Annotated in this window: 18 protein-coding genes; 7 read left to right on the top strand and 11 right to left on the bottom strand. The window is 69.5% G+C overall.

Going from position 1 to position 21,906, the window contains the following annotated elements:
- Positions 1-29 precede the first annotated feature (29 nt).
- The 3 genes from AB0F17_RS43990 to AB0F17_RS43980 all read right to left on the bottom strand — a co-directional run bounded on the left by AB0F17_RS43990 (position 30) and on the right by AB0F17_RS43980 (position 4,201).
- Positions 30-1,118: a glycosyltransferase gene (locus tag AB0F17_RS43990; RefSeq protein WP_358036124.1), complete on the bottom strand. Its 1,089-nt coding sequence runs from the start codon at positions 1,116-1,118 to the stop codon at positions 30-32.
- Positions 1,119-1,137: 19 nt separating this feature from the next.
- Positions 1,138-2,400 carry a nucleotide sugar dehydrogenase gene (locus AB0F17_RS43985; protein ID WP_358035965.1) on the bottom strand — a complete coding sequence of 421 codons (1,263 nt, stop codon included), beginning with the start codon at positions 2,398-2,400 and terminating at the stop codon, positions 1,138-1,140.
- 115 nt (positions 2,401-2,515) lie between these two features.
- On the bottom strand, positions 2,516-4,201 hold the full coding sequence (locus AB0F17_RS43980; RefSeq protein ID WP_358035963.1) for a glycosyltransferase: 1,686 nt from the start codon (positions 4,199-4,201) through the stop codon (positions 2,516-2,518).
- 56 nt (positions 4,202-4,257) lie between these two features.
- Here AB0F17_RS43980 and wecB point away from each other — a divergent pair, with 56 nt between their 5' ends.
- Positions 4,258-5,388, top strand: a complete 1,131-nt coding sequence (gene wecB, locus AB0F17_RS43975; protein ID WP_358035961.1) for a UDP-N-acetylglucosamine 2-epimerase (non-hydrolyzing) — start codon at positions 4,258-4,260, stop codon at positions 5,386-5,388.
- A 69-nt stretch (positions 5,389-5,457) separates the two neighbouring features.
- Positions 5,458-7,494: a glycosyltransferase gene (locus AB0F17_RS43970; RefSeq protein WP_358035959.1), complete on the top strand. Its 2,037-nt coding sequence runs from the start codon at positions 5,458-5,460 to the stop codon at positions 7,492-7,494.
- A 146-nt stretch (positions 7,495-7,640) separates the two neighbouring features.
- On the opposite strand, the gene AB0F17_RS43965 is transcribed toward AB0F17_RS43970, so the two are convergent.
- The 5 genes from AB0F17_RS43965 to AB0F17_RS43945 form a co-directional block, all read right to left on the bottom strand.
- Complete coding sequence (locus AB0F17_RS43965) at positions 7,641-8,816, bottom strand: FAD-dependent monooxygenase (protein WP_358035957.1); 1,176 nt, start codon at positions 8,814-8,816, stop codon at positions 7,641-7,643.
- A 99-nt stretch (positions 8,817-8,915) separates the two neighbouring features.
- Positions 8,916-9,569, bottom strand: a complete 654-nt coding sequence (locus AB0F17_RS43960; protein ID WP_358035955.1) for a hypothetical protein — start codon at positions 9,567-9,569, stop codon at positions 8,916-8,918.
- Between the two features lie 117 nt (positions 9,570-9,686).
- Positions 9,687-11,048 carry an SPFH domain-containing protein gene (locus AB0F17_RS43955; RefSeq protein ID WP_358035953.1) on the bottom strand — a complete coding sequence of 454 codons (1,362 nt, stop codon included), beginning with the start codon at positions 11,046-11,048 and terminating at the stop codon, positions 9,687-9,689.
- Positions 11,049-11,117: 69 nt separating this feature from the next.
- Positions 11,118-12,584, bottom strand: a complete 1,467-nt coding sequence (locus AB0F17_RS43950) for an SPFH domain-containing protein (RefSeq protein ID WP_358035951.1) — start codon at positions 12,582-12,584, stop codon at positions 11,118-11,120.
- A gap of 10 nt (positions 12,585-12,594) precedes the next feature.
- A complete protein-coding gene (locus tag AB0F17_RS43945) occupies positions 12,595-12,795 on the bottom strand; it encodes a hypothetical protein (RefSeq protein ID WP_214634871.1) in 201 nt (66 codons plus the stop codon).
- A gap of 131 nt (positions 12,796-12,926) precedes the next feature.
- Between AB0F17_RS43945 and AB0F17_RS43940 the strand changes: the two genes are divergently transcribed.
- Positions 12,927-14,882 (top strand): NAD(P)-binding protein, encoded by a 1,956-nt coding sequence (locus tag AB0F17_RS43940; protein ID WP_358035949.1) that lies wholly within the window; start codon positions 12,927-12,929, stop codon positions 14,880-14,882.
- Between the two features lie 16 nt (positions 14,883-14,898).
- Here AB0F17_RS43940 and AB0F17_RS43935 read toward each other — a convergent pair whose 3' ends face one another.
- Entirely contained in the window at positions 14,899-15,690 is a 792-nt protein-coding gene (locus AB0F17_RS43935; RefSeq protein ID WP_358035947.1) for an SDR family NAD(P)-dependent oxidoreductase, read from the bottom strand.
- A gap of 222 nt (positions 15,691-15,912) precedes the next feature.
- Between AB0F17_RS43935 and AB0F17_RS43930 the strand changes: the two genes are divergently transcribed.
- Genes AB0F17_RS43930 through AB0F17_RS43915 form a run of 4 tightly spaced genes read left to right on the top strand, consistent with a single transcriptional unit; the run spans position 15,913 to position 19,271 of the window.
- The gene (locus AB0F17_RS43930) at positions 15,913-17,952 is read left to right on the top strand and encodes an ATP-binding protein (RefSeq protein ID WP_358035945.1); all 2,040 of its coding nucleotides are present in this window, start codon (positions 15,913-15,915) and stop codon (positions 17,950-17,952) included.
- A complete protein-coding gene (locus tag AB0F17_RS43925) occupies positions 17,949-18,356 on the top strand; it encodes a roadblock/LC7 domain-containing protein (protein WP_358035943.1) in 408 nt (135 codons plus the stop codon). The genes AB0F17_RS43930 and AB0F17_RS43925 overlap by 4 nt, the downstream gene beginning before the upstream one ends.
- Positions 18,353-18,718, top strand: coding sequence for a DUF742 domain-containing protein (locus tag AB0F17_RS43920; protein WP_358035941.1), 366 nt, complete (start codon positions 18,353-18,355; stop codon positions 18,716-18,718). Before AB0F17_RS43925 ends, AB0F17_RS43920 begins: the two co-directional genes overlap by 4 nt.
- The gene (locus AB0F17_RS43915) at positions 18,699-19,271 is read left to right on the top strand and encodes an ATP/GTP-binding protein (protein ID WP_358035939.1); all 573 of its coding nucleotides are present in this window, start codon (positions 18,699-18,701) and stop codon (positions 19,269-19,271) included. The genes AB0F17_RS43920 and AB0F17_RS43915 overlap by 20 nt, the downstream gene beginning before the upstream one ends.
- 7 nt (positions 19,272-19,278) lie before the next feature.
- Here AB0F17_RS43915 and AB0F17_RS43910 read toward each other — a convergent pair whose 3' ends face one another.
- Together AB0F17_RS43910 and AB0F17_RS43905 are read right to left on the bottom strand one after the other, a co-directional pair.
- Positions 19,279-19,659, bottom strand: coding sequence for a DUF742 domain-containing protein (locus tag AB0F17_RS43910; RefSeq protein WP_358035937.1), 381 nt, complete (start codon positions 19,657-19,659; stop codon positions 19,279-19,281).
- Between the two features lie 2 nt (positions 19,660-19,661).
- Positions 19,662-21,851, bottom strand: coding sequence for a nitrate- and nitrite sensing domain-containing protein (locus AB0F17_RS43905; RefSeq protein WP_358035935.1), 2,190 nt, complete (start codon positions 21,849-21,851; stop codon positions 19,662-19,664).
- Between the last annotated feature and the right edge of the window lie 55 nt (positions 21,852-21,906).

Raw genomic sequence — 21,906 nt, 5'->3', positions numbered from 1 at the left:
GCCGAAGATAAACCGCTGGTTCTTGACGCCTAGTTCTTGACGCCGGCCCACGATTCGAGCTGGGCCACGAACCTCTTGGCCGAGTTGGGCCAGTGGTGGTTCGCCCGGGCCGCCGCGTAGCCGCGCGCGCCCTGCGCCCGCCGCTCCCGCACGTCGTCCCTCAGGGTCAGCACGGCCTGCGCCACGGCCTTCGGGTCCTCCCACGGTACGACGACGCCGCTGTCGTACCGCTCGACCAGCTCGACCGCGCGCGGGGACGGGGTCGTGATGACGGGGATGCCGTGGGCCATGTACTCGACGATCTTCGTGGGCATCGAGTGGCGGTAGTTCGGCTCGTCGTGCAGCAGGGAGAGCCCGGCCAGCGCACCGTCGAGCCGCTTCAGCGCCTCGTCGTTCGGCATGAAGTCGCGCCACTCCAGCAGGCCCTCCGTGACGGCCTGGTTGAGCACCGGACGGCTCTGCGGGTCGGCGTAGCCGATCAGCTCCACCCCCACCCGGTACGGCTGGAGCAACCGGGCCACTTCGACGGCGTCCATCACGCCCCGCGCCCTGGACAGCCAGCCCAGGTACACCACCCGGTCGTCGCCGGGCGGCGTGACCGAGTCGGGGACCCAGGTCTCGTTCGGCACGATCAGGTGGGCGTGCTTGAACCGGCCCGCGTAGGCCGTCTCGGCCAGCAGCAGGTGCAGGTGCCGCTCGGCCGTGCTCTCCAGCATCCGGGCGAGGAAGCGCATCGGGGGACGCAGCAGCGACGGCAGCCACGGCTTGAGCGAGAGCGTCGCCGGAGTGTCCTCGTGCACGTCCCAGACCACGGGCGGGCGGTTGCGCACACCCCAGATCGCGAACAGCAGCTCGGGGTCGTGCACCAGCACGAGATCGACCTTGCGCCGCATGCGCTTGAACAGCTTGCGGGCGGCCCAGACCGCGGCCACGCGTCTACGCTGCGCGGCCCTGGGCAGATCGACGCCGGTGACCCAAGGACGGGGTACGAGACCGTGGGCGGTGAACGAGGCGGCATACGTGACCTCATGACCAGCATCCACGAGGGCACGGATCTGCCTATGCAGAATCCTCGCGTCCTCGGGGTTATGCACCACCGTCATGACGAGCACGTGCACTGCGCGCAACCCTCCGTCGCTACAGCCGCTCGACGCGTTCACCCTCGGTGAGAACACCGCGGGTGTCGAGCACGAGCCTGGCCTTCGCCTCGACCATGTCGAGGTCGAACGCGGCGTGCTGCTGCAGCAGCAGTGTCACGTCGGCGTCGATCACGGCCTCGGCCAGATCTTCTTCCCGTGGCACCGGAGTGCCGTCTACGGACCATTTGTGAACATAAGGATCAATGAACGAAAGATCGGCGCCCAATTCCAGCAGCGCACGCGCCACCGGCAGGGCCGGGGTCTCCCGCTCATCGGCGATGTCCGGCTTGTAGGTCACGCCGAGCATAACCACCTTGGCACCATTTACGGGCTTTTTATGCCTGTTCAGCAGACGCTGTACCCGTGCCACCACATAGGACGGCATCCGCTCGTTGATCTCCTGGGCCAGCTCGACGAACCTGAACGGGTAGCCGAGCTTGCGCACCGTGTAGGACAGGTACGACGGGTCGACGGGGATGCAGTGCCCGCCGACGCCAGGACCGGGCAGGAACTTCTGGAAGCCGAACGGCTTGGTGGCCGCGGCCTCGATCGACTCCCACAGGTCGATCCCCAGCTCGTCGCAGAAGATCGCCATCTCGTTGACGAGGGCGATGTTGACGTGCCGGTAGGTGTTCTCCAGCAGCTTGGCCATCTCGGCCTCGCGGGTGCCGCTGACCTGCACGACCTGTTCGATGAACTGGCCGTAGAACGCCGTCGCGCGGTCGCGGCAGGTGTTGGTGTAGCCCCCGACCACCTTGGGCGTGTTGCGCAGCCCGAACTTGGGGTTGCCCGGGTCGATGCGCTCGGGCGAGAAGGCCAGGTGGAAGTCTTCCCCCGCCACCAGACCCGAGCCCTCGAGGATCGGGCGGGCCACCTCGTCGGTGGTGCCCGGCCACGTCGTGGACTCGAGCACGACCAGCGTGCCCTTGCTCAGATTGCGCGCGACCGACCCGGTGGCGCCCTCGACGGAGGAGAGGTCCGGACGGTGGTCCTCATCCAGCGGAGTGGGCACGCAGATGACGATCGTGTTGCTCCGGGCCAGCACGGTTTCGTCGAGCGTGGCGCTGAACCCGTTGGCCAGCATGTGCTCGAGGTCGGCGTCGGTCAGGTCATCGATGTAGGACTGCCCGGCGTTGAGCGCCTCGACCTTGCGAGCGTCGACGTCCACGCCGACGACCCGCATGCCGGCGGCAACCGCCTCCTTGGCGAGCGGCATGCCGACGTAGCCCAGACCGATGACAGCCAAGTCGATTTCTGTCACAGCTGTGCCTTCGAGAGCCGGAAACAACACTTCATGGTCGCAAAGGTTATCTCAAGTCCACCTAGCTCACGCCTAATGCGACCGAACCAGTCCGAACCGACAGCCAATCCCAAGGTCATGATTCGGTAATGGATCGGTAGAGGGCCCGGTAAGTTTCGGCAACGCGGCCCCAAGTACGCTTGGCGGCCACCTCGGCCCGGCCCGCCTCACCCATCGCCGCGCGCCTGGCAGGGTCCTCCCTGAGGCCGGCGAGCGCCTTGGCCAGCGCGGCCGGATCGCCCGGCGGCACCAGCAGCCCGGCGCCGTCGGAACCGACCAGCTCGGACAGCGCGGGCAGGTCGCTGAGCACGACCGGCTTGCCGAGCGCCATCGCCTCGACCGGCTTCAACGGCGTGACGAGCCGGGTCACCCGCAGGTCCTCGCGCGGGCAGGAGAAGATGTCGATGGCCGCCTGGGCCTGCAGGGCCTCGTCGGGGCCCACCCGTCCCGGCAGGAGCGCGTTCGTCAGCCCCAGCTCCCCGACCAGCTCCAGCAGGGCCTCACGCTCGGTGCCGTCGCCCACGATGAGCACCCGCACCGGCGAGCCCTCGTCGCGCAGCAGCGCCGCGGCCCGCAGCAGCGTCGCGAACCCCTCGTAGCCCACGATGCTGGACACCGAGCCGACGACGATCTCGTCCCTCGCGATGCCCATCGCCGACCTGAACGTCTCGCCGTCGTAGGCGGCCGTGAGCAGCGAGTCGTCGACCGCGTTGGGCGCCAGGAAGATCCGCTCCCTGGGCACGCCCCGCTCGACGATCTCCGTGGCCATCGTCTCGGCCAGCGTGACGACCGCGTCGGCCTCGCGCATCAGGAACGCCTCGCGCTCGCGCTGGAGCACGTGCCGCTGGCTGCCGATCCGGCCGGGGTCGCGGGAGGCCCAGGTCTCCTCCAGGAAGCCGCGGACCTCGTAGACGAACGGCGTGCCCGTCCGCTCTCGTACGGCGTGCGCGATGGAGCCGTTGCGGTGGTCGGTGGCGGCGTGCAGCACCTGGGGCCGGAGCTCCGCGACGAGCTTGGTGACCCCCTCGGCGCCCCTGATGATCCGCCCCCGGGTCTCGAACGGCATCTCACCGTGCCCGTCGGGCAGCAGCCGGTAGTAGGGGATCCCCTCGAGCTCCTCGAACGGCGGCGCGTCGGCGTGCCCCTGCAGCATCGGCCAGCCCCAGCTGGTCACCACGTGCGGATCCAGGCCCTTGGCCTGCTGCGCCATGACGATGCGGTGCGTACGGACCGTGTAGCCGGCCTGTGTGTACGGCAGGGCGTTGGTGACGCAGTGGAGGACCCGCCCGGCCACCCGGTCCACGACGGCCACCTTGGGGCCCGGCGGGATCGGGTCGGGGCTGATCGCGGCCAGCTCACCCCGGTAGTAGGCGGCCCTGCGCTTGACGAAGGGGTATTTGGTGTGGGCTTCGAGCACGGCCGCGGCCTCGGTGATCCGGCCCTGGTCCCAGTGCTCCTTGGCCTCGTCCCATGGCCCCTTGAGCACCCGCATGCTGAACTTGCGGACCGCGCGCCTGGCCCGGCGGGCGACCGGCCAGGCGAGCTTGCCCACGACGGGGCGGAGCACCGGCGGGAGCGACTCGGCCGCCGCCTGCGCGACGCGCACCGGATCGGCCTTCACCTTCGTCATGACGACGCGGGAGACGATGATCGGATGCTGTACGAAGCCCCTGAGAAGGCCGCCGACACCGGCACGGGCGGACTTGGCGGATACCTTGCCGTCAGGTCTGGGAGAGTCTTCACGACTGGCGTCGGATGCCACGCGGTGACCGTACCATAGGCAGCGTTTTTTCCCTTCCGCTATGAAAGGCGAGGTCAATGAGGGAGAACCCCCTGGTCCTGCACGTTCTGGGCGCCCGTCCCAATTTCGTGAAAGCGGCCCCGGTGGTGCGAGCACTCGGTGAACTCGGCGTGCGGCAGGGCATCATTCACACCGGTCAGCACTACGACGCGCTGATGTCCGACGTGTTCTTCGCCGATCTGGGACTTCCGGAACCGGTGGCCAACCTCGGGGTCGGCTCGGGCAGCCACGCGAAGCAGACCGCGGCGCTGCTCGTCGGCCTGGAGGAGGTCGTCCTCGAGCACGATCCCGACCTGGTGGTGGTCTACGGCGATGTGAACTCGACGCTGGCCGCGATCCTCGTCTGCGCCAAGCTGGGGATCCGCACCGCGCACGTCGAGGCGGGCCTGCGCTCGTTCGACCGGGGCATGCCGGAGGAGGTCAACAGGATCGTCACCGACTCCCTGTCGGACCTGCTCTTCGCCACCTCGCCCGACGCGCTGTCGCATCTGGCGGCCGAGGGCGTGCCCGCCGCCAAGGTGCACCTGGTGGGCAATCCCATGATCGACAGCCTCTTCTCCGCGCTGCCCTCGCTGGACCCGGCGCCCGTGGTGGCGCGGCTGGGCATACCGGCTCGTTATGCCGTGGCGACCCTGCACCGCCCGGCGAACGTGGACACCCCCGAGGCCGCCAAGGAGCTGGTCTCGGCCGTCCTGGACGTCGCCCGCCAGATCCCGATCGTGGTGCCGATCCACCCCCGGGGGCGTACCCGGCTGGCCGAGGCGGGCCTGGTCGACGGCCCCTCGGTCAAGGTCATCGAGCCGCTGGGCTACGTGGACTTCCTCTCGCTCGTCCGGGGGGCCGCGCTGGTGGTCACCGACTCGGGCGGGGTGCAGGAGGAGACGACGATGCTGGGCGTGCCGTGCCTGACGGTCCGGCCCAACACCGAGCGGCCGATCACGATCACCCACGGGACGAACCGCCTCGTCACCCCGGCCCTGCTGCCGGCCGCCGCCGGGAAGGCCCTGTCCGACGGGGCCGCGACGCCGTCGGGCGAGCTGCCGCCGCTGTGGGACGGCGCCGCCGGGCCGCGCATCGCCCGGGTCATCTCGGCCTGGCTCAAGGGGGACAACCTCTCGCCCGCCGCGCAGGGTGTGCGTTCCGAATAAGCCCCTCATTCCGTACGGTCCCCGCCGTACCATGACATACCTCCGCTAAGCGATAAGGCGCGTATCCCCATGGCCGAAACCCCCGAAGAGCCCACGTACCAGCGACTCGGTCCGGTGAACTGGCTGCCCGAGGAGCGCAAGCTCGTCGAGCGCTACGAGGCGGAGGTCAGGGAGCTGCGCCGCCGGCTGGAGATAGCCGAGGCCAAGGCCGCCTACGCCACCTGGAAGCTGGCGGCCACCCAGGCCAAGCGGACGTTCAAGCTGGGTGAGGCGCTGGGGTCGAAGAGTCCGGGCAAGGTGCTGGAGGCGGTCAGGTCCAAGGACCGGGCGCCCGTGGCACCGACCCCGGTCACCGAGGCCGTCGAGACGGCCAACCACCGGCCGCCGCTGGTCGAGGTGCCGACCGTGAAGTGGCCGACCGGGCCGGTGAACCGGCCCGACCTCAAGGTGGCCGTCATCCTGGACGACTTCTCGCGGATGGCGTTCAAGTACGAGTGGGACCAGATCGAGTTCGGGCTCAAGGACTGGCCGGAGATCTTCGCCGAGAAGCGGCCCGACCTGCTGTTCTGCGAGTCGGCCTGGCACGGGAACCAGGGCCGCTGGCGCTACCAGATGACCGGGACGAACGCCCCCAAGGACCCGCTGCGCGACCTCGTGGCGTGGTGCCGCGCCGAAGGGATCCCGACGGTCTTCTGGAACAAGGAGGACCCGCCGAACTTCGAGTTCTTCATCGACACGGCCAAGCTGTTCGACTACGTGTTCACCTGCGACGGTGACATGGTGCCGAAATATCGGGAAACTCTGGGCCACGATCGGGTGGACGTGCTCCAGTTCGCCGCCCAGCCCCGCGTGCACAACCCGATTCAGCAGCGGCAGGGCCGCCTGCACGACGTCGTCTTCGCCGGCATGTACTTCCGCGACAAGCATCCCGAACGCCGCGAGCAGATGGAGACGGTCGTCGACCCGATCCGCGAGCTGGGCCTGCACATCTTCGCCCGCAACGGCGAGGTCGACGAGAAGTACGCCTGGCCGGAGAAGTATAGACCCCACATCGTGGGCGAGCTCCCCTACGACCAGATGCTCGCGGCCTACCGCATGTACAAGGTCTTCCTCAACGTCAACTCGGTGCTCGACTCGCCCACGATGTGCGCGCGCCGCGTGTTCGAGCTGTCGGCCTGCTCGACGCCGGTCGTCTCGGGCTGGTCCCGGGCGATCGAGGAGACGTTCGGCGAGCTGCTGCCGATCGCCCGCGAGCCGGTCGAGTCGTACAACCAGGTGCTGCACCTGATCAACAGCCCGGAGCTGCGGGCCCGCATGGGGCACCTGGCGATGCGTGAGGTGTTCGACAAGCACCTGTTCACGCACCGGGTGGACCAGATACTCCAGTTCCTCGGGCGGCCCGTCTCGACGCGGCCCCGGTCGATCTCCGTGGTGCTGCCGACCAACCGGGCCGCGCAGATCGAGCACGCGATCTCCTCGGTGGCCAAGCAGATCCACCGGCCGCTGCAGCTGGTCATGGTCCTGCACGGCCTGGACATCGACCCGGTGGTGGTGGCCGACAAGGCCCGCATGGCGGGCATCTCCGACGTCGTCGTGCTGCCCGCCTCGGCCGAGCTGTCGCTGGGCGCCTGCATGAACCTGGGCATCTCCGCCGCCGAAGGCGAGCTGATCGCCAAGATGGACGACGACAACCTGTACGGCGAGCACTACCTGTCGGACCTGGTCAGGGCGTTCGACTACACCGACGCCGAACTCGTCGGCAAGGGCGCCCACTACGCCTACTTCGAGGGCCTCAACACCACCATGCTGCGGCTGCCGGGGCTGGAGCACCGGTACTCCTTCCTCGTGCAGGGCGGGACGTTCCTTGGCAAGGCGGACATGTTCCGGTCGTACGGCTTCGCGGACATCACCCGGGGCGAGGACACGCACCTGGTCCGCAGGCTCAAGGAGGACAGCGTCAAGATCTACTCCGCGGACCGGTTCAACTTCGTCTACTGGCGCAGCGCCGACGCCGCCATGCACACCTGGCAAGCCGACCACATCAAGCTCACCCGGAACGCACAGTTTTCCTTTGTGGGGCGGCCGGACTCTCACGTGCTTATTTGATTTTGTTTTACGGCCGGCCCGGTGGGCCCCAAGCACCGTACGGGGCTGGGGCCTGTCCAGGGGCACGCTTCTCCGGTGGAGCGGGCTAGTCGCCGTGACGTGCGTCTTCTTGGCCGGTGGAGTTGTCGCCGCTCTTCCGCCGTACGTCAGACGGGGTAGTTCTTCAGCTTGATGGCGTTCGCCGCCTTCGTGGTCAGGTTGTCGAGCAGGCGGCTGAACACCTTCGTCGTCAGGATTCTGTAGGCGGCGTCGCGGATGGTGATTCCCCTGCGCGTCTTCGGGGCGAAGAAGCCGCCCGCGTTGCCGGCTATGCGCTGGCACGCCTTGGTGTACGGGCGGATGGCCGTCTCGTAGGCGGCGAAAGCCGCTTCGTGCTCGCCGTCGGCCGCGGCCAGTTCGCCGGCCAGGACGTAGGAGGCGATCAACGACATGCCCGCGCCCATGCCGCCCACGGTGGCACCGTAGCCCGCGTCTCCCACCAGGGCCACCCTCCCCTTGGTGTAGTGGTCCATGTGGACCTTGCTGATCGAGTCGAAATAGAAGATGCTCGACCCGTCGAGCGCCTCCAGGTGGGTCGGCATCTCCCAGCCCATTCCCGCGCAGGCCTTCGCCACGAGTCGCTTCTGCTGGGCGATGTCCCTGTGGTCGTAGGCCAACGGCGGAGAGGTGAAGACGAGGGTGACGCCGCCGCCTTCCGGGGTGGCGTTGACCGCGGCGCCCCGGCCGGGCTCGCTGTAGATGACCGTGCGGTTCACGGGGTTCAGAAGATCCGGCACGCTGTAGAGGGCGACGTAATAGCCCGAGGACTTGACGTAGTCGTCCTCGGGGCCGAAGGCGAGGCGCCGGACGTTCGAGTGCATGCCGTCGGCACCGATCACCAGGTCGTAGGTGCTCTTCCTGCCGCTGTCGAGGGTGACCTCCACGCCGTCGGCGGTCTCCGTGAGCGTGGCGATCGAGTCGTTGAAGATGTACTCGGCGCGGTCCTTGGTCAGGTTGTACAGCAGGCGGCTCAGGTCGCCCCGGGCGATCTCCACGGTGCCGCCGGCGAACGAGGCGGGCAGGGACACCTTCGTGGCGCCGGTGCCGTCGATGATCTCCAGGGGGCCGGGGGCGGTCTGCCAGCGGCGGATCTCCTCCAGGATGCCCATCCGCTTCAGCATGGTCATGTGGGCCTCGCCGCGGAAGTCGACCGCCTGGCCGCCCTCGCGCAGGGCCGGGGCGCGCTCCACGACCGTGACCCGGTGGCCGGAGCGGGTCAGCCAGTAGGCGAGCGCGGGGCCCGCCAGGCTGGCGCCGGAGATCAGGATGTTCTTGCTGTTCATCGGGGTGCTCCCTCGTCGTCGTCTTCCGATGACAGGAAGCCTCGGCGAGGGCGCGCACCGCGCACGCACCAGCCACGCACCGGTGCGGTCAGGGCGGTGTCAGCGGGTGATGCGGGCCAGGTTCTGGTCGGCCAGGCCGGCGAGTTCGAACAGGTCGGCGGGCTCCACCTGCTGCCCGACGACGAGCATGCTCATGATGACCTTGCCGCGCCGGATGACCACCGAGCCGACCTGCGCGTCGCTGTGGCCGCCCGACGCGGTGGTCAGGTAGGCGCGCGACTCGTCGCCCCGCCTGGGCATGTCCAGTGCGCGCGTGCGGTAGGTCACCCGGGTGCCGTGCACGACGGCCCCGTAGGCGGCGCACTGCGCGGGCAGCGGCGCGGGGAAGGCGGAGGCGGGCATCGACACCAGCGCCTGGGTGATCGAGCCCCGGTCAGAGGAGAACGCGACCACGGCGGCGGGCGCGCGGCCGACCTCGGGCTTGGCGGCGTCGAGCCGGGCGGCCCCGGCGCACTCGGGCCGGTCGAGCTTGGCCTGGCGTACGGCGTCGAGCCCCTGCTTGGTGGACTTGAGCGCGCCGAACGCCCCGATCTCCGGCCCGTACGCCAGGCTCATGCCCTTGGGGGTGGGCAGCAGGCCGGCCCGGAGCCTGGCCGCGCCGGGCGCGGGCCGGGACGGGGACGGCGAGGCCGGCGGGGGCGCGGACGGCTTCGGGGGCGCCTCCACGACCTCGTCGGCGGCACATCCCGACATGACCATCATGCTCAGACAAAGGATGGAAAAGGCCTTAAGCATGAATTCTCCACCTCACTCAAGCGACTTACCATAAAACGCTAGAGGAAGCGCAGACTGACGAGCTGAGTAACGGCGCTATTCGCGGAATTCAGGGGTTTCGCGAACTACCTCGGAGTTTGCTCCATTGGGCGTGGGTGGTGCGGGTACGACTTGCTCCGCCGCGGGCCGGTTGAGCAGTGTTCTGGCCAGGCCCAGACCGGCGCCGCCGAGCGTGAGCGCCTTGGCCAGCATCTCCTCCACGCCCTGAGCACCGTTGAGCACCACCATGTGCTCGACGTTGCCGAACGCCTTGGCGCCCGCCTCGACCACCTCCGGCCAGCGCTCGGCGAGCTGCTGGGCGACGACCGCCTCCTGGTTGCTGGCCAGCGCGTCGGCGCGGGCCTTGATGGCGTCGGCCTGCGCCAGGCCCTTGGCCCGCGCCGCGTCCGCCTCGGCCATGCCGCGCAGCCTGGTCGCCTCGGCCTCGGCCTCCCCGCGCAGCCGGATGCCCTCCGCCTCGGCCTGAGCCCGCGACACGGCGGCGCGCCGGTCCGCTTCGGCGAGCGTGACCTGCTCGTAGGCCCGCGCGTCGGCCGGTTTGCGTACCTCTCCTTCCAGGCGCTTCTCGGCGAGCTGCGCCTCCAGCTCGGCGGCCGTCGTCTGCTGGACCACGACCTGCTGGCGCGCGGTGGCGTCGGCGAGCGGCCCGGCCTGCTTCGCCTCGGCCGAGGCCCGGTCCATCTCCGCCTGGTAGCCGGCCTGCCGGATGCGGGCCTCGCGGATCGCGGCCGACTTCTTGATCTGGGCCTCCTGCTCGGCGGTGTTGGCTTCCTGGTCGCGCTGCGCCTCGGCGGTCCTGGCCAGCGCCGACACGGCGGCGGCGTGCGGGCGGCCGAGGTTGAGGATGTAGCCGGTGGCGTCCTCGATCTCCTGGACCTGCATCGAGTCGACGATCAGGCCGAGCTTGCTCATCTCGTCGGAGGAGGAGGTGCGGATCTCGTTGGTGAGCGCGTCGCGGTTGATGATCAGGTCCTCGACCGTGAGGTTGCCGATGATCGAGCGGAGGTGTCCGGAGAAGAGCTGGTGCGTCTTGTCGTCCACGGTCTTCTGCTGATCGAGGAAGCGCCGCGCCGCGTTGGCGATGGAGGCGAAGTCGTCGCCCACCTTGTAGATGACCACCCCGCGTACGTGCACGGGGATGCCCTGCTTGGTCACGCACTTGACTTCGAGCGCGGAGACCCGGCTGTCCAGCGAGATGCGGCGCGCGGTCTGGAACCCGGGGACGACCAGCGCGCCCTTACCCGTGACGATCTTGAAGCCGAGGGTCTCCCTGCCGCGCGCGCCTAAGCCGGAGATGATGATCGCCTCGTTGGGCTCGGCGACGCGCCAGACCAGTTTGAAGGCGACGATGGCGACGAGGGCCAGAGCGGCGACGATGCCGATGAAGATCAAGTCCATGGCTACTCCCAGGAAGAAGTCACTGCCGACCAGACTTCCCGGCTCACCTTTTTGTGATGGTACGCCGGTTTATTGCGCTTTTCCAGAAGATTCGGAACCGTTCGGGGCCGCGCCGTTGAGCAGCGCCCGGGCCAGGCCGAGGCCGGTGCCGCCGAGCGTGAGCGCCTTGGCGAGCATCTCCTCCACGCCCTGAGCGCCGTTGAGCACCACCATGTGCTCGACGTTGCCGAACGCCTTGGCGCCCGCCTCGACCACCTCGGGCCAGCGCTCGGCGAGCTGCTGGGCGATGACCGCCTCCTGGTTCTCCTTCAGCGCCTGGGCCCGCGCGCTGATGGACTTCGCCTCCGCCAGGCCCTTGGCCTGCGCGGCCTCCGCCTCGGCGAGCCCGAGCGCCTTCGCCGCCTCGGCATGGGCGAGCCCGCGCGCCTTGGCGGCCTGGGCCTCGGCCTCTCCCGCCACCTTGGTGGCCGCGCCCGCCGCCTCGCCGCGCAGCCGTACGGACTCGGCGTCCGCCGCGGCCGCCTGCTTGACCTGGGAGGCCTGCGCGACGGCCCGCAGCTCGGTCTCCTTGGCCTCCGCCTCGGCCTGGGCGATGCGGGCGTCGCGTTCGGCCTGGGAGAGCGTGACGGTCTCGTACGCCTTGGCGTCGGCGGGCTTGCGCACCTGCGACTGCAGCCGCTGCTCCGACAGTTGCGCCTCCAGCTCGGCGGCCCTCGTCTCCTGGACGACGACCTCCTGCCTGGCGGTCGCCTCGGACAGCGGGCCCGCCTGCCTGGCCTTGGCCGCCGCCTGGTCGATCTCGGCCTGGTAGCCGGCCTGCTGGATCTTGGATGCGCGTACGGCGGCCGCCTTGCGCGCGGCGGCGGCCTGCTCGGCCTCGGTGGCCTCCTGGTCGCGCTGGGCCTCGGCGATGCGGGCCACGGAGGCGACCTTGGCGGCGTGCGGCTTGCCCAGGTTGACGATGTAGCCGGTCTCGTCGTCGATCTCCTGGATCTGCAGCGAGTCGACGATCAGGCCCAGCTTGCTCATCTCGTCGGCGGCCGACGCCCTGGTCTCGCTGGTCAGCCGCTCCCTGTTGAGAATCAGGTCCTCGACGGTCAGGTTGCCGATGATCGAGCGCAGGTGGCCGGTGAACAGCTCGTGGATCGCGCCGGTCATGAAGTCCTGCTGGTCGAGGAAGCGCCGGGCGGCGTTGGCGATCGAGGACAGGTCGTCGCCCACCTTGTAGATCACCACGCCGCGGATGTGCACGGGGATGCCCTGCTGGGTGACGCAGGAGACCTGGAGATTGGCCGCCCTGGTGTCCAGGCGCAGCCTCCTGGCCGTCTGGAAGCCGGGCAGCACGGCCGCGCCCTTGCCGGTAATGATCTTGAAGCCGAGGCTGTCCGGGCCCTCACTGCGGCTGCGCGCGGCGAGACCGGAGATGATCAGGGCCTCGTTGGGCTCGGCGACCCGCCAGACGGCCTTGAAGAGCAGGATCAGCACGATGACGGCGACGAGGATGCCACCGCCGAGAAGATAGGGCTCGGGGGACATCGGGGCCTCCCTAGACGAGTGCTCGGGCCACGTAGACCGTCCGCGGCGGGAAGTAGTCCACCACGATCACGATCGTCCCGACGGGGAACTCCTCATCAGGCACGGTCGGATGAGCGTAGAAAGCCTCGACGCCTCCCCTGACCGGCACCATGACCTCGCCGACGAGACCAGGGCCGATCTTGCCTGTGACCCTGCCCTGCTTGCCGACCACCGGACTCCCCCCGTCGTGATATTTCGGACGCTACTCCAAACAGGCATTCGCGGTAATAGGTCACGCAAAATGTTTCTCGAAGCACTGCGCGGGAGGACGCGGCTTTTACCCGGAGTCGTGATGATCAGCGCATGAGTGACATGAACGCACACTCGGCGCGCGACCTCGGGATGAACCGGCCTATTACCCGCCGCGACTTCTTGGACGGCGTCGCCGTGGTGGCAGGGACGGTGGCCCTGGGCGCGTCGGCGGGCTGCGCGCCGCGGCCGGGCGGATCGGCCGTCATCGGGACCCAGGCGCTGCTCGTGCCCGAGGACGTGGTCTCTCCGGCGAGCCTCACCGGACTGCGGGGCGGCACGCCGGAGGCGCTCAGCGTGCCCCACGCGCTCCGCGACGGCCGCTTCTGGGAGCACGCCGGCTCCCCTGTGCCCACGGACGAGCACTACGACCTGGTGGTGGTCGGCGGGGGCATCAGCGGGGTGAGCGCGGCCTTCGAGTGGCGCCGGCAGAGCCCGGAGGCCCGCATCCTGATCCTGGACAACCATGACGAGATCGGCGGGCAGGCGCGGCGCAACGAGTTCCGCCCCACCGGGCGCGACGGGGTGCTGGTCGGCTGCGGCGGCTCCCGGTCGATCAAGACGCCCTCGGTGTGGACGCCGGAGGGCAAGGAGCTGCTCGACCTGCTCGGCGTCAAGCTGGAGAGGCTGGGCGGGTACCTCGACCGGCACCTGTACGCCGGGCTCGGGATGCACCGCAGCGTGATGTGCGACCGGGAGACGTTCCGGGCCGACCATCTCGTCCGCCTCACCCCGGGTGTGGAGCCCAGGCAATGGGTCAAGCGGCTGCCGGTCGCCGAGCAGGCCAAGAAGGACCTCGTCATGCTGCACGAGAACCCGCCGGACTGGTTCCCCGGACTGTCGCCGGAGCGGAAGGAAGAGCGGCTGGCGGAGCTGACCTACTCGGACTTCCTGCTGAAGGTCTGCCGGGCGCACCCCGACGTCGAACTGTTCCTCCGGACCATGCCGAGCGTCGCATGGGGGTACGGCACGCAGGCGTTCGGCGCGATCGACGCCTGGGGCAGCGACTACCCCGGTTTCGGCGGCCTGGGGCTGGACACCGGCAAGCCGTCGCGGTTCAGCTCGCCCAGCGTGAAGAAGGAGTGGAAGGTCGCCGACCCGTACGTCTACCACTTCCCCGAGGGCAACCAGGCGCTGGTCCGCATGATGGTGGGCCGGATGATCCCCGGCTTCGCCGGCTCCACCACCATGGACGGCATCACCACCACCTCCTTCGACTACGGCCGGCTCGACCAGCCCGCGAACCGGGTCCGCTTCCGGCTGTCGAGCCCCGTCGTCTTCGCCCGCAACGACGGCGCACCCGACGCCGCGACCACCGCGACCGTCGGCTACTTCGACGGCCACCGGGTCCGCACGGTCCGCGCCGGAGCGGTCATCCTGGCCTGCTGGAACATGGTCATCCCCTACCTCGTCACCGAGCTGCCCGACGACCAGAAGCAGGCGCTGCGCGACGCGGTCAAGATGCCGGTGCTGGACGCCGCAGTGCAACTGCGCGGCTGGGAGGCGTGGCGGCGCCTCGGCATCGACCGCACCCGCTGGACGGGCGCCTACTGGTGCCTGTCGGAGCTCGACCACCCGGTCGGCATGCCCGGCTACGACCACCCGAAGGACCCGGGCGAGCCGATCAGCGTGCGCATGCTGGCCGCGACGTGCCAGTCGGAGCTGGGTCCGGGGCCGGGCGCCGCCGTCGGCCGACAGGAACTGCTCAAGACGCCCTACAACCGGCTGGAGTACACCATCCGCGACCAGCTCGCCCGGCTGCTCGGCCCCGGTGGCTTCGACCCGGCCACGGACGTCGAGGCGATCACGGTCAACCGCTGGGGCCACGGGTACGCCCCGGAGTACTGCCGCCCGTGGCACTCCTTCTACCCCGACGGCCCGTTCCCCGCCGACACCGCGCGCCGGCGGTTCGGCAGGATCGCGATCGCCAACTGCGACTCCGTGCCGGCCGCCCGCGCCGACGCGGCCATCACCGCCGCACATCTGGCTGTCAGCGAGCTGCGGACCTGAGGCCGCGGATCGTCGGTCAGCCCGCCGAGGAGCCGCCGTCGAGCGCGTCGAGGCTGGACTGCCAGAGCCGTTCGGCCAGGCCGGGGTCGGACATCGTGTCCGGGACCCGCTCCGGGGCCTGCTTCGCGAAGTAGCGCCCGACCCGCTTCTCGCCGTCGGCGTGCGTCGCCAGGTGCACCAGCGTGCGCGCGCCGTACTCGGGCGGCTTGGCGTATCCGGGCACGGCCAGGAACATCCGCATGATCCACGTCTCCGCCGCGAACCCGCTGCGGATCACGCCCGGATGGAAGCAGGTGGCCGCCACCCCGCGCGCCGCCAGCGCGACGGTGAACAAGGCATTCGCCTGTTTCGTATCGCCGTACTGGAGCCAGCCGTTCCATCGTCGCTGCTCACGGGATAGGTCGGCCGGATCGAGCCGGCCGCTTCTGCCTGCCCGCGAAGAAGTGGTGACTACCCTGTCGACCCGATCTGTAAGAGAATGGGTCAGCAGAAAGGGGGCGAGATGGTTGACCTGAATCATCAGTTCGTGCCCGTCCACCGTAATCTGGCGCCGCGGACTCATCACGCCCGCGTTGTTGGCCAGGACGGCAATGCGCTCATAACGCTCACGCAGCACCGCCGCCAGCCGACGAACGTCGTCAAGCGATGTGTAATCGCAGGTCAATACATCGGCTTCGGATCCGCCCAGCCCGTCGGCCACGGCCTTGAGCCGAGACTCGTCCCGGCCGACGAGCACCACCCGGTGCCCCCGTCGTGACAGCTCGGCCGCCGCCGCGGCGCCGATGCCGGCACTTGCCCCAGTAATCACGCTAATCAACGCGTTCCTTCCCCTGCGCCGGAAGCATAAACGGTGCTAGTCTCCTGTGCGATCTTCCGGAGGTGTGTTTACACAGAGTGTGGAAATGCCCCTCGACTCCGAGGTTGGGACATGGGCTCGCAAAACCGGTCAATTCGGTTCAAGATCTTCTTATTGCTGCTGCTACCCCTCCTGTCTCTGAGTGCGCTCTGGGGCTTTGCCCTCAATCTCACCGTGGGTGACGGTCAGGCCATATCGAGAGCCAACACGCTTTATCGCACAATCGGTATCGCCTCCACCGACCTGGGCTTACAGCTCCAAGCCGAGCGGGCCCAATCGGCCGTGGCGGTCACCACCCGTCAACTCACCCAAGAACTCGGCACGCAGCGCGCACGCACCGACAAGTCCGTCGCCGGCTTCCACCAGTCCGCCGTAGAGGCGGGCGACGCGATCAAGGCCGAGCTGAGCCGCCCCCTCGACGCCGTCAACGGGGAGCTGAACCGGCTCGGCTCCATCCGCGCCGACATCGACGGCGGCATCAGCTCCCGGCTGACGAGCCTCAACGAGTACAACCGGGTCCTCGATACCATCATCCGGCTCTACGACCACCTCGTCGCGCTACCCGACCTGCAGATCTTCCAGCAGGCGTTGTCGCTGCAGGCCATGGGCAGCGCCCGGGAGACCGTCGCCAGGGAGCACGCGCTGATCAGTGGCGCGCTCATCGACCACCGGCTGACCGAGCCAGAGCTCACCGCATTCACCGGATACGTCGCGACCCGCAAGTTCCTCAGCGCCCGCGGCCAGGCTGGGCTGGACACGACGCTCCGCAAGCCGTATGAGCAGGTCTTCGCCAGCGACCTGTTCAGGGACTTCACGGCGATGGAGACGCGCGTCATCACGACCGGCGCCCCGCCCTCCGACGGTGCGGATTGGAACGCGACCGTGGACCGGCTCGCGGCGCAGCTCGACCTGGCCGGCACATCGTCCTTCAAGGTGCTGAGCGGGCGCGCGCTCGACGACGCCGCCGCCACCGTGGTGAAGATCGGCAGCGCGGGTGGTCTCGGGCTGCTCGCCGTGCTCGCCTCGATCGTCATCTCCGTGCGCTTCGGCCGCCGCCTCGCCGGCGAGCTGGCCGCGCTCAGGTCCGCGGCCGTGGAGCTGTCCGACAACCGGCTGCCCGGCCTCGTCGACCGGTTGAGCCGGGGCGAAGAGGTGAACGTCAAGGAGGAGGCCAAACCGCTCGAGGTCAGCGGTGCCGCCGAGATCGTGGACGTGGCCAAGGCGTTCGGCTCCGTGCAGCGCACCGCCGTACGGGCCGCCGTGAGCCAGGCCGCGATGCGGCGCGGCATCGGCCAGGTGTTCCTCAACCTGGCCAGGCGCAAGCAGGGCCTGCTGCACCGCCAGCTCGCGCTGCTCGACGGCATGCAGCGCCGTACGCACGACCCGGACCGCCTGGAGGAGCTCTTCCGCCTCGACCACCTGACGACGCGCATGCGGCGCCACGCGGAGAGCCTGATCATCCTGTCCGGCGCCGCCCCCGGCCGGGCCTGGCGCAAGCCGGTGCCCGTGGTCGACATCGTCCGGGCGGCGATCGCCGAGGTCGAGGACTACACCAGGGTCACCGTCGAGACCATGCCCGGCAGCGCGCTCGACGGCGCCACCGCCGCCGACCTCACCCACCTGGTCGCCGAGCTGGTCGAGAACGCCACCATCTACTCACCGCCGAGCACCACCGTGGTCGTGCGCGGCGACCTGGTGAGCAACGGCTACGCGATCGAGGTGGAGGACCGGGGCCTCGGGTTGTCGGCCGGCGAGTACGCCGCGTTCAACGCGCTGCTGACCAACCCGCCGGAGTTCGACCTGGCCGACAGCGACAGGCTCGGCCTGTTCGTGGTGGCCAGGCTGGCCGAACGGCACGGCATCCAGGTGCTGATGCGCCGTTCGCCGTTCGGCGGCACCACCGCGATCGTGCTGGTGCCGCGCGACCTGGTCCACGACCAGGCCGCACTGACGGAAGGCAGCGACGAGACGCCCGCGCTGCCCAGCCGTACCAAGAAGAAAACGCTCGCGGTGGTGAACGGCACACACGCCGGGCTGCCGAGGCGAGTGAAGCAGGCCAACCTGGCACCCCAGCTCAAGGCGGACGAGCCGCCGGAGCCGGATCCGGAAGAGAAGACAGAACGCTCTCCCGAAGAGGTGCGGGACCTGTTCTCCGCCTACCAGCGGGGAACCCAACGCGCCCGAGAAGAAGCGAATGAAGAGGGGGAGGCATGAGTGTGCCGACGACCAACACCGGTGAGCTGAACTGGCTCCTTGACGACCTGACTACCAGGGTCGCAGCCGTACGCCAGGCGGTCATCCTGTCGACCGACGGCCTGGCGGTCGGCTACTCCAAGGGGCTGATCCGCGAGGACGCGGAGCACCTGTCGGCCGTGGCCGCCGGGTTCCAGAGCCTGGCCCGCGGCACGGGACGGCATTTCGGCGGTGGCGACGTACGCCAGACCATCGTCGAGATGGAGTCGGCGTTCCTCTTCGTCACGGCGGCCGGGCAGGGCACCTGTCTTGCCGTGCTGGCCGACGCCAACGTGGACGTCGGGCACATCGCGTACGAGATGGCGATGCTCGTCAAGCGGGTGGGCCAGCACATATCCACCAACCCCCGGGCGACATCGTCATGAAGGAACCCCCGCGGTGGCTTGACGAGGACGCGGGGCCGGTCGTCCGGCCCTACGCCCTCATACGCGGGCGCACCAGAACCTCCGGAGAGGTGTTCGACCTCATCGCGAGCGTCTCGATCGTCGGCGACCCGGCGAACCACGACCTCGAACCCGAGCAACAACTCATCCTTCGGGCCGCACGTAACCCGATCTCGGTGGCCGACGTGGCCGTCGAACTCGACCTGCCCGTAGGTGTCGTCCGAGTCCTTCTCGGCGACCTGCGTGACCACGGCCTCATCTCGGTGACGTCGCCCTCAGAGACAGGCCCGCGCCCGAATGAGCGCATTCTCAAGGAAGTGATCAATGGACTCCGTGCTCTCTGAGGACCCCGTCGCGCTGAAGATTCTCATCGCCGGGGGGTTCGGCGTGGGCAAGACCACGCTGGTCGGATCGATCAGTGAGATCAGGCCGCTACGCACGGAGGAGGTGCTCTCCGATCGTGGCGTCGGCGTCGACGATCTCGACGGGGTGGAGGCCAAGACCACCACCACCGTCGCGATGGACTTCGGCCGCATCACGATCCGCGAGGGACTGGTCGTGTACCTGTTCGGCACCCCCGGTCAGGAACGGTTCTGGTTCATGTGGGACGAGCTGTCCTACGGCGCGCTCGGGGCCGTCGTGATCGCCGACACCCGCCGGCTGACCGACTGCTTCCCGTCCGTCGACTACTTCGAGCAGCGCGGCACCCCGTTCGTGGTGGCCGTCAACTGCTTCGACGGCGCCGACCGGCACAGCGTGGACGACGTGCGGATCGCGCTCGACCTGGACGAGGAGGTGCCCGTGCTGCTCTGCGACGTACGGCGCCGCACCTCGGCCAAGGAGGTCATGGTCACGCTGGTCGAGCACTCGCTGAGGACGCTGACCTCGGCGAACTAGCAGCGGGCTAGAGCGCCCGCAGACCGTCGATCACTTCCCTGAGCAGGCTCTCCGTAGGCGTCGTGGCCTTGGAGAGCGGCGGCCGGACCGACACCAGGCCGTAGTCGAGCAGATCTCCGAGCAGGACCCTGGCCACCCCCACGGGCAGGTCCAGCTCGGCGGCGATCTCGGCGACCGGCCTGGTCTGCACGGTGACGCAGTCGACCATGCGGCGGTGCCGGGCGCTCAGATCCGCCTTGGCCGGCGGCGGCTGGCCGGTCGCCATCACGGTCGCCAGCAGGTCGAGTTCGGCGGGCGACGAGGACTTGGTGCGCCCCCTGGTCACCGCGTACGGCCGCACGACGGGTCCGGCCTCCTCGTCAACCCATTCGTCGGGCCCACGGGTCACGATTAAGATCCCCCATCCTGATCGCTGTCCTGCCGCCCGCGCTGCCAGCCGGACTGGAGCGAGGAGAGCAGGGCTCTGGCCTCCTCCGGCGAGCGGCCCGCGGGCGAGCGTACTTCCGTCTGCTCAGGGGGTGCCTCCTTGAGCCGCTGCGACAGGTTGGCCTGCCGCACCCGGCGGGGCAGCTGCGCGTCCTGGGAGCGCTCGGAGTTGGGCTTGGACGTGCGCGTCCGGCGCGGAAGCTCGCCGGGGGCCGTCGTGTCCTCGGGCGTCCTGACCACCGAGACGGACACCGACTCCAGCTCGGGCATCCGTACCGGCGTCGGGAGGGCCTGAATCAGCCCCGTGGGCACCAGCACGATCGCGGTGGTTCCGCCGTACGGGGAGGGCTTGAGCGTGACCGTGATGCCGTGTCTGGCGGCCAGCATGCCGACCACCGCGAAGCCGAGCCGCTCGGTGTGCGACGCCTCGAACTCGGGCGGGCTCGCCAACTGCTCGTTGACCGCCTGGCGGTCTTCGGCGGACATGCCCAGGCCGCGGTCCTCGACCTCGACGGCGAAGCCCCTGCCGACCAGCTCGCCGCGGACCGACACCTCGTTGCCCGGTGAGGAGAAGGAGGCGGCGTTCTCGATCAGCTCCGCGAACAGGTGCATGAGGTCGGCCACGGCCGCGCCGGAGACCCCGCACTCCGGCATCGGGTAGACGCGGACCCGGGTGTACTCCTCGACCTGCGCGGCGGCGCCGCTCAGCACGTCCTCGACCGGGATGACGCCGCGCCACCTGCGCCCGGCCGAGCCGCCGGAGAGCAGCACCAGGCCCTCGGCATGGCGGCGCATGCGGGTGGTCAGGTGGTCGATCCTGAACAGCCGCGACAGCGCCTCGGGGTCCTCGGTCTCGCGCTGCATCTCGTCCAGCAGCTTGAGCTGGCGTTGCAGCAGCGACTGGCTGCGCCGGGCCAGGTTGCGCAGCGCCTCGGAGACGCCCTGACGCAGCTTGGCCTGCTCGACGGCCGCGTCCACGGCGGTGTACTGGACGCTGTCGAACGCGTTCGCCAGGTCGTCGATCTCGCTCGTCGCGCCGTCGCACATCTTGATGGGCGGCACTTCGGCCTGGATGTCGACGCTCTGGCCCTGCCGCAGCTTCGTCACGACGTTGGGCAGCCTGATCTCGGCCAGATCGAGCGCGGTACGGCGGAGCGCCGCCAGCTCACGGCTGATCCGCCGGCCCACCCGGACCGAGATGAAGATGGAGAAGGCGACCGCGATGAGGCCGAGGACGCCCGCCACCGCGGCCCGCACGATGATGCTGATGCCCGCCGGCTCCATCCGGGCCAGGAACCGGTCCCCGTTGTCCCAGATGACCTGCGTGTAGTCCTTCAGCACGGGGTCGGCCATGCCGCGCCAGACCGCCGGATCGACCGGCCGGCCCGAGACGTAGCCGTCCAGCGTGCGCTCCATCGCGGCCCAGCGCACGGAGTTGCTGATCTTCTCGAACGGGGCCCGCAGCTCGGTGTCGAGGTTGGCCATCGCCTTGGGGAACAGGTAGGCCCGCGTGCCGTCGATCCTGGCGAGCATGTGCATGTCGGCCGTGGACGGCTTGCCGTTCGCCGCGACGATCAACGCGCGCTCGCGGTCCAGCAGCTCGCGTACCTCACTGGCGGCGATCAGGCCCTGTGCCTGCTGAGCCAGCCGGACGTCGGTGGCGAGGGTCAGCGTCGGGTAGAGGCGGTGGACCGCGTCGGAGATCGACGAGTACTCGGTGACCAGCCCACCGGGGCTCAGCCTGCGGTTGTCGACCTGCTTCCTGATCTCGGGCAGGCGCTCGACGGTCGCGAAGACCTCCTTCAGCCGCCCCTGCATCTCAGGGGTGAGGGCGGCCTGCGTCTTCTCCGACAGCCCCCCGTCGCTGAGCCGCTTCTTGACCTCGTCGACCTTGGCGCGCGTGGTGGCCAGCGCGGCCGGGTCGGTGACGGTGCCGGAGATCACCTCGGCGGAGGCGAGACGCTCCTGCTCGAGGGTGTAGACCAGGAAGTCGGCGTGGCTGATGACCCCGGTCCAGATCGTGTCGACCTTCAACAGGTTCAGGGCCTCACCGGAGGTGGTGCTCGCGGCGAAGCCCCAGAGTCCGACCAGGGATACCAGTGGGAGAACCAGCAGCGTCGAGATCTTGAATCTGATGGATCTGCCAGATGCCATGACGCTCGCTCCCGGATAGAAGATCGCGGGAGACAATAGCACCAATTGCGGCGGT

The organism is Nonomuraea sp. NPDC026600, from assembly GCF_040638335.1.
Classification (GTDB): Bacteria; Actinomycetota; Actinomycetes; order Streptosporangiales; family Streptosporangiaceae; genus Nonomuraea.
Note: the sequence above shows the minus strand (reverse complement) of the source record. Positions and strands in the feature narration are given on the sequence as shown.

What these genes read in the sequence shown, in the direction of transcription:
- wecB (WP_358035961.1), top strand. Translation starts at nt 4,258, where the DNA reads ATGAGGGAGAACCCCCTGGTCCTGCACGTTCTGGGCGCCCGTCCCAAT.
- AB0F17_RS43970 (WP_358035959.1), top strand. Translation starts at nt 5,458, where the DNA reads ATGGCCGAAACCCCCGAAGAGCCCACGTACCAGCGACTCGGTCCGGTG.
- AB0F17_RS43965 (WP_358035957.1), bottom strand. Translation starts at nt 8,816, where the DNA reads ATGAACAGCAAGAACATCCTGATCTCCGGCGCCAGCCTGGCGGGCCCC.
- AB0F17_RS43960 (WP_358035955.1), bottom strand. Translation starts at nt 9,569, where the DNA reads ATGTCGGGATGTGCCGCCGACGAGGTCGTGGAGGCGCCCCCGAAGCCG.
- AB0F17_RS43955 (WP_358035953.1), bottom strand. Translation starts at nt 11,048, where the DNA reads ATGGACTTGATCTTCATCGGCATCGTCGCCGCTCTGGCCCTCGTCGCC.
- AB0F17_RS43950 (WP_358035951.1), bottom strand. Translation starts at nt 12,584, where the DNA reads ATGTCCCCCGAGCCCTATCTTCTCGGCGGTGGCATCCTCGTCGCCGTC.
- AB0F17_RS43940 (WP_358035949.1), top strand. Translation starts at nt 12,927, where the DNA reads ATGAGTGACATGAACGCACACTCGGCGCGCGACCTCGGGATGAACCGG.
- AB0F17_RS43925 (WP_358035943.1), top strand. Translation starts at nt 17,949, where the DNA reads ATGAGTGTGCCGACGACCAACACCGGTGAGCTGAACTGGCTCCTTGAC.
- AB0F17_RS43920 (WP_358035941.1), top strand. Translation starts at nt 18,353, where the DNA reads ATGAAGGAACCCCCGCGGTGGCTTGACGAGGACGCGGGGCCGGTCGTC.
- AB0F17_RS43915 (WP_358035939.1), top strand. Translation starts at nt 18,699, where the DNA reads ATGGACTCCGTGCTCTCTGAGGACCCCGTCGCGCTGAAGATTCTCATC.
- AB0F17_RS43905 (WP_358035935.1), bottom strand. Translation starts at nt 21,851, where the DNA reads ATGGCATCTGGCAGATCCATCAGATTCAAGATCTCGACGCTGCTGGTT.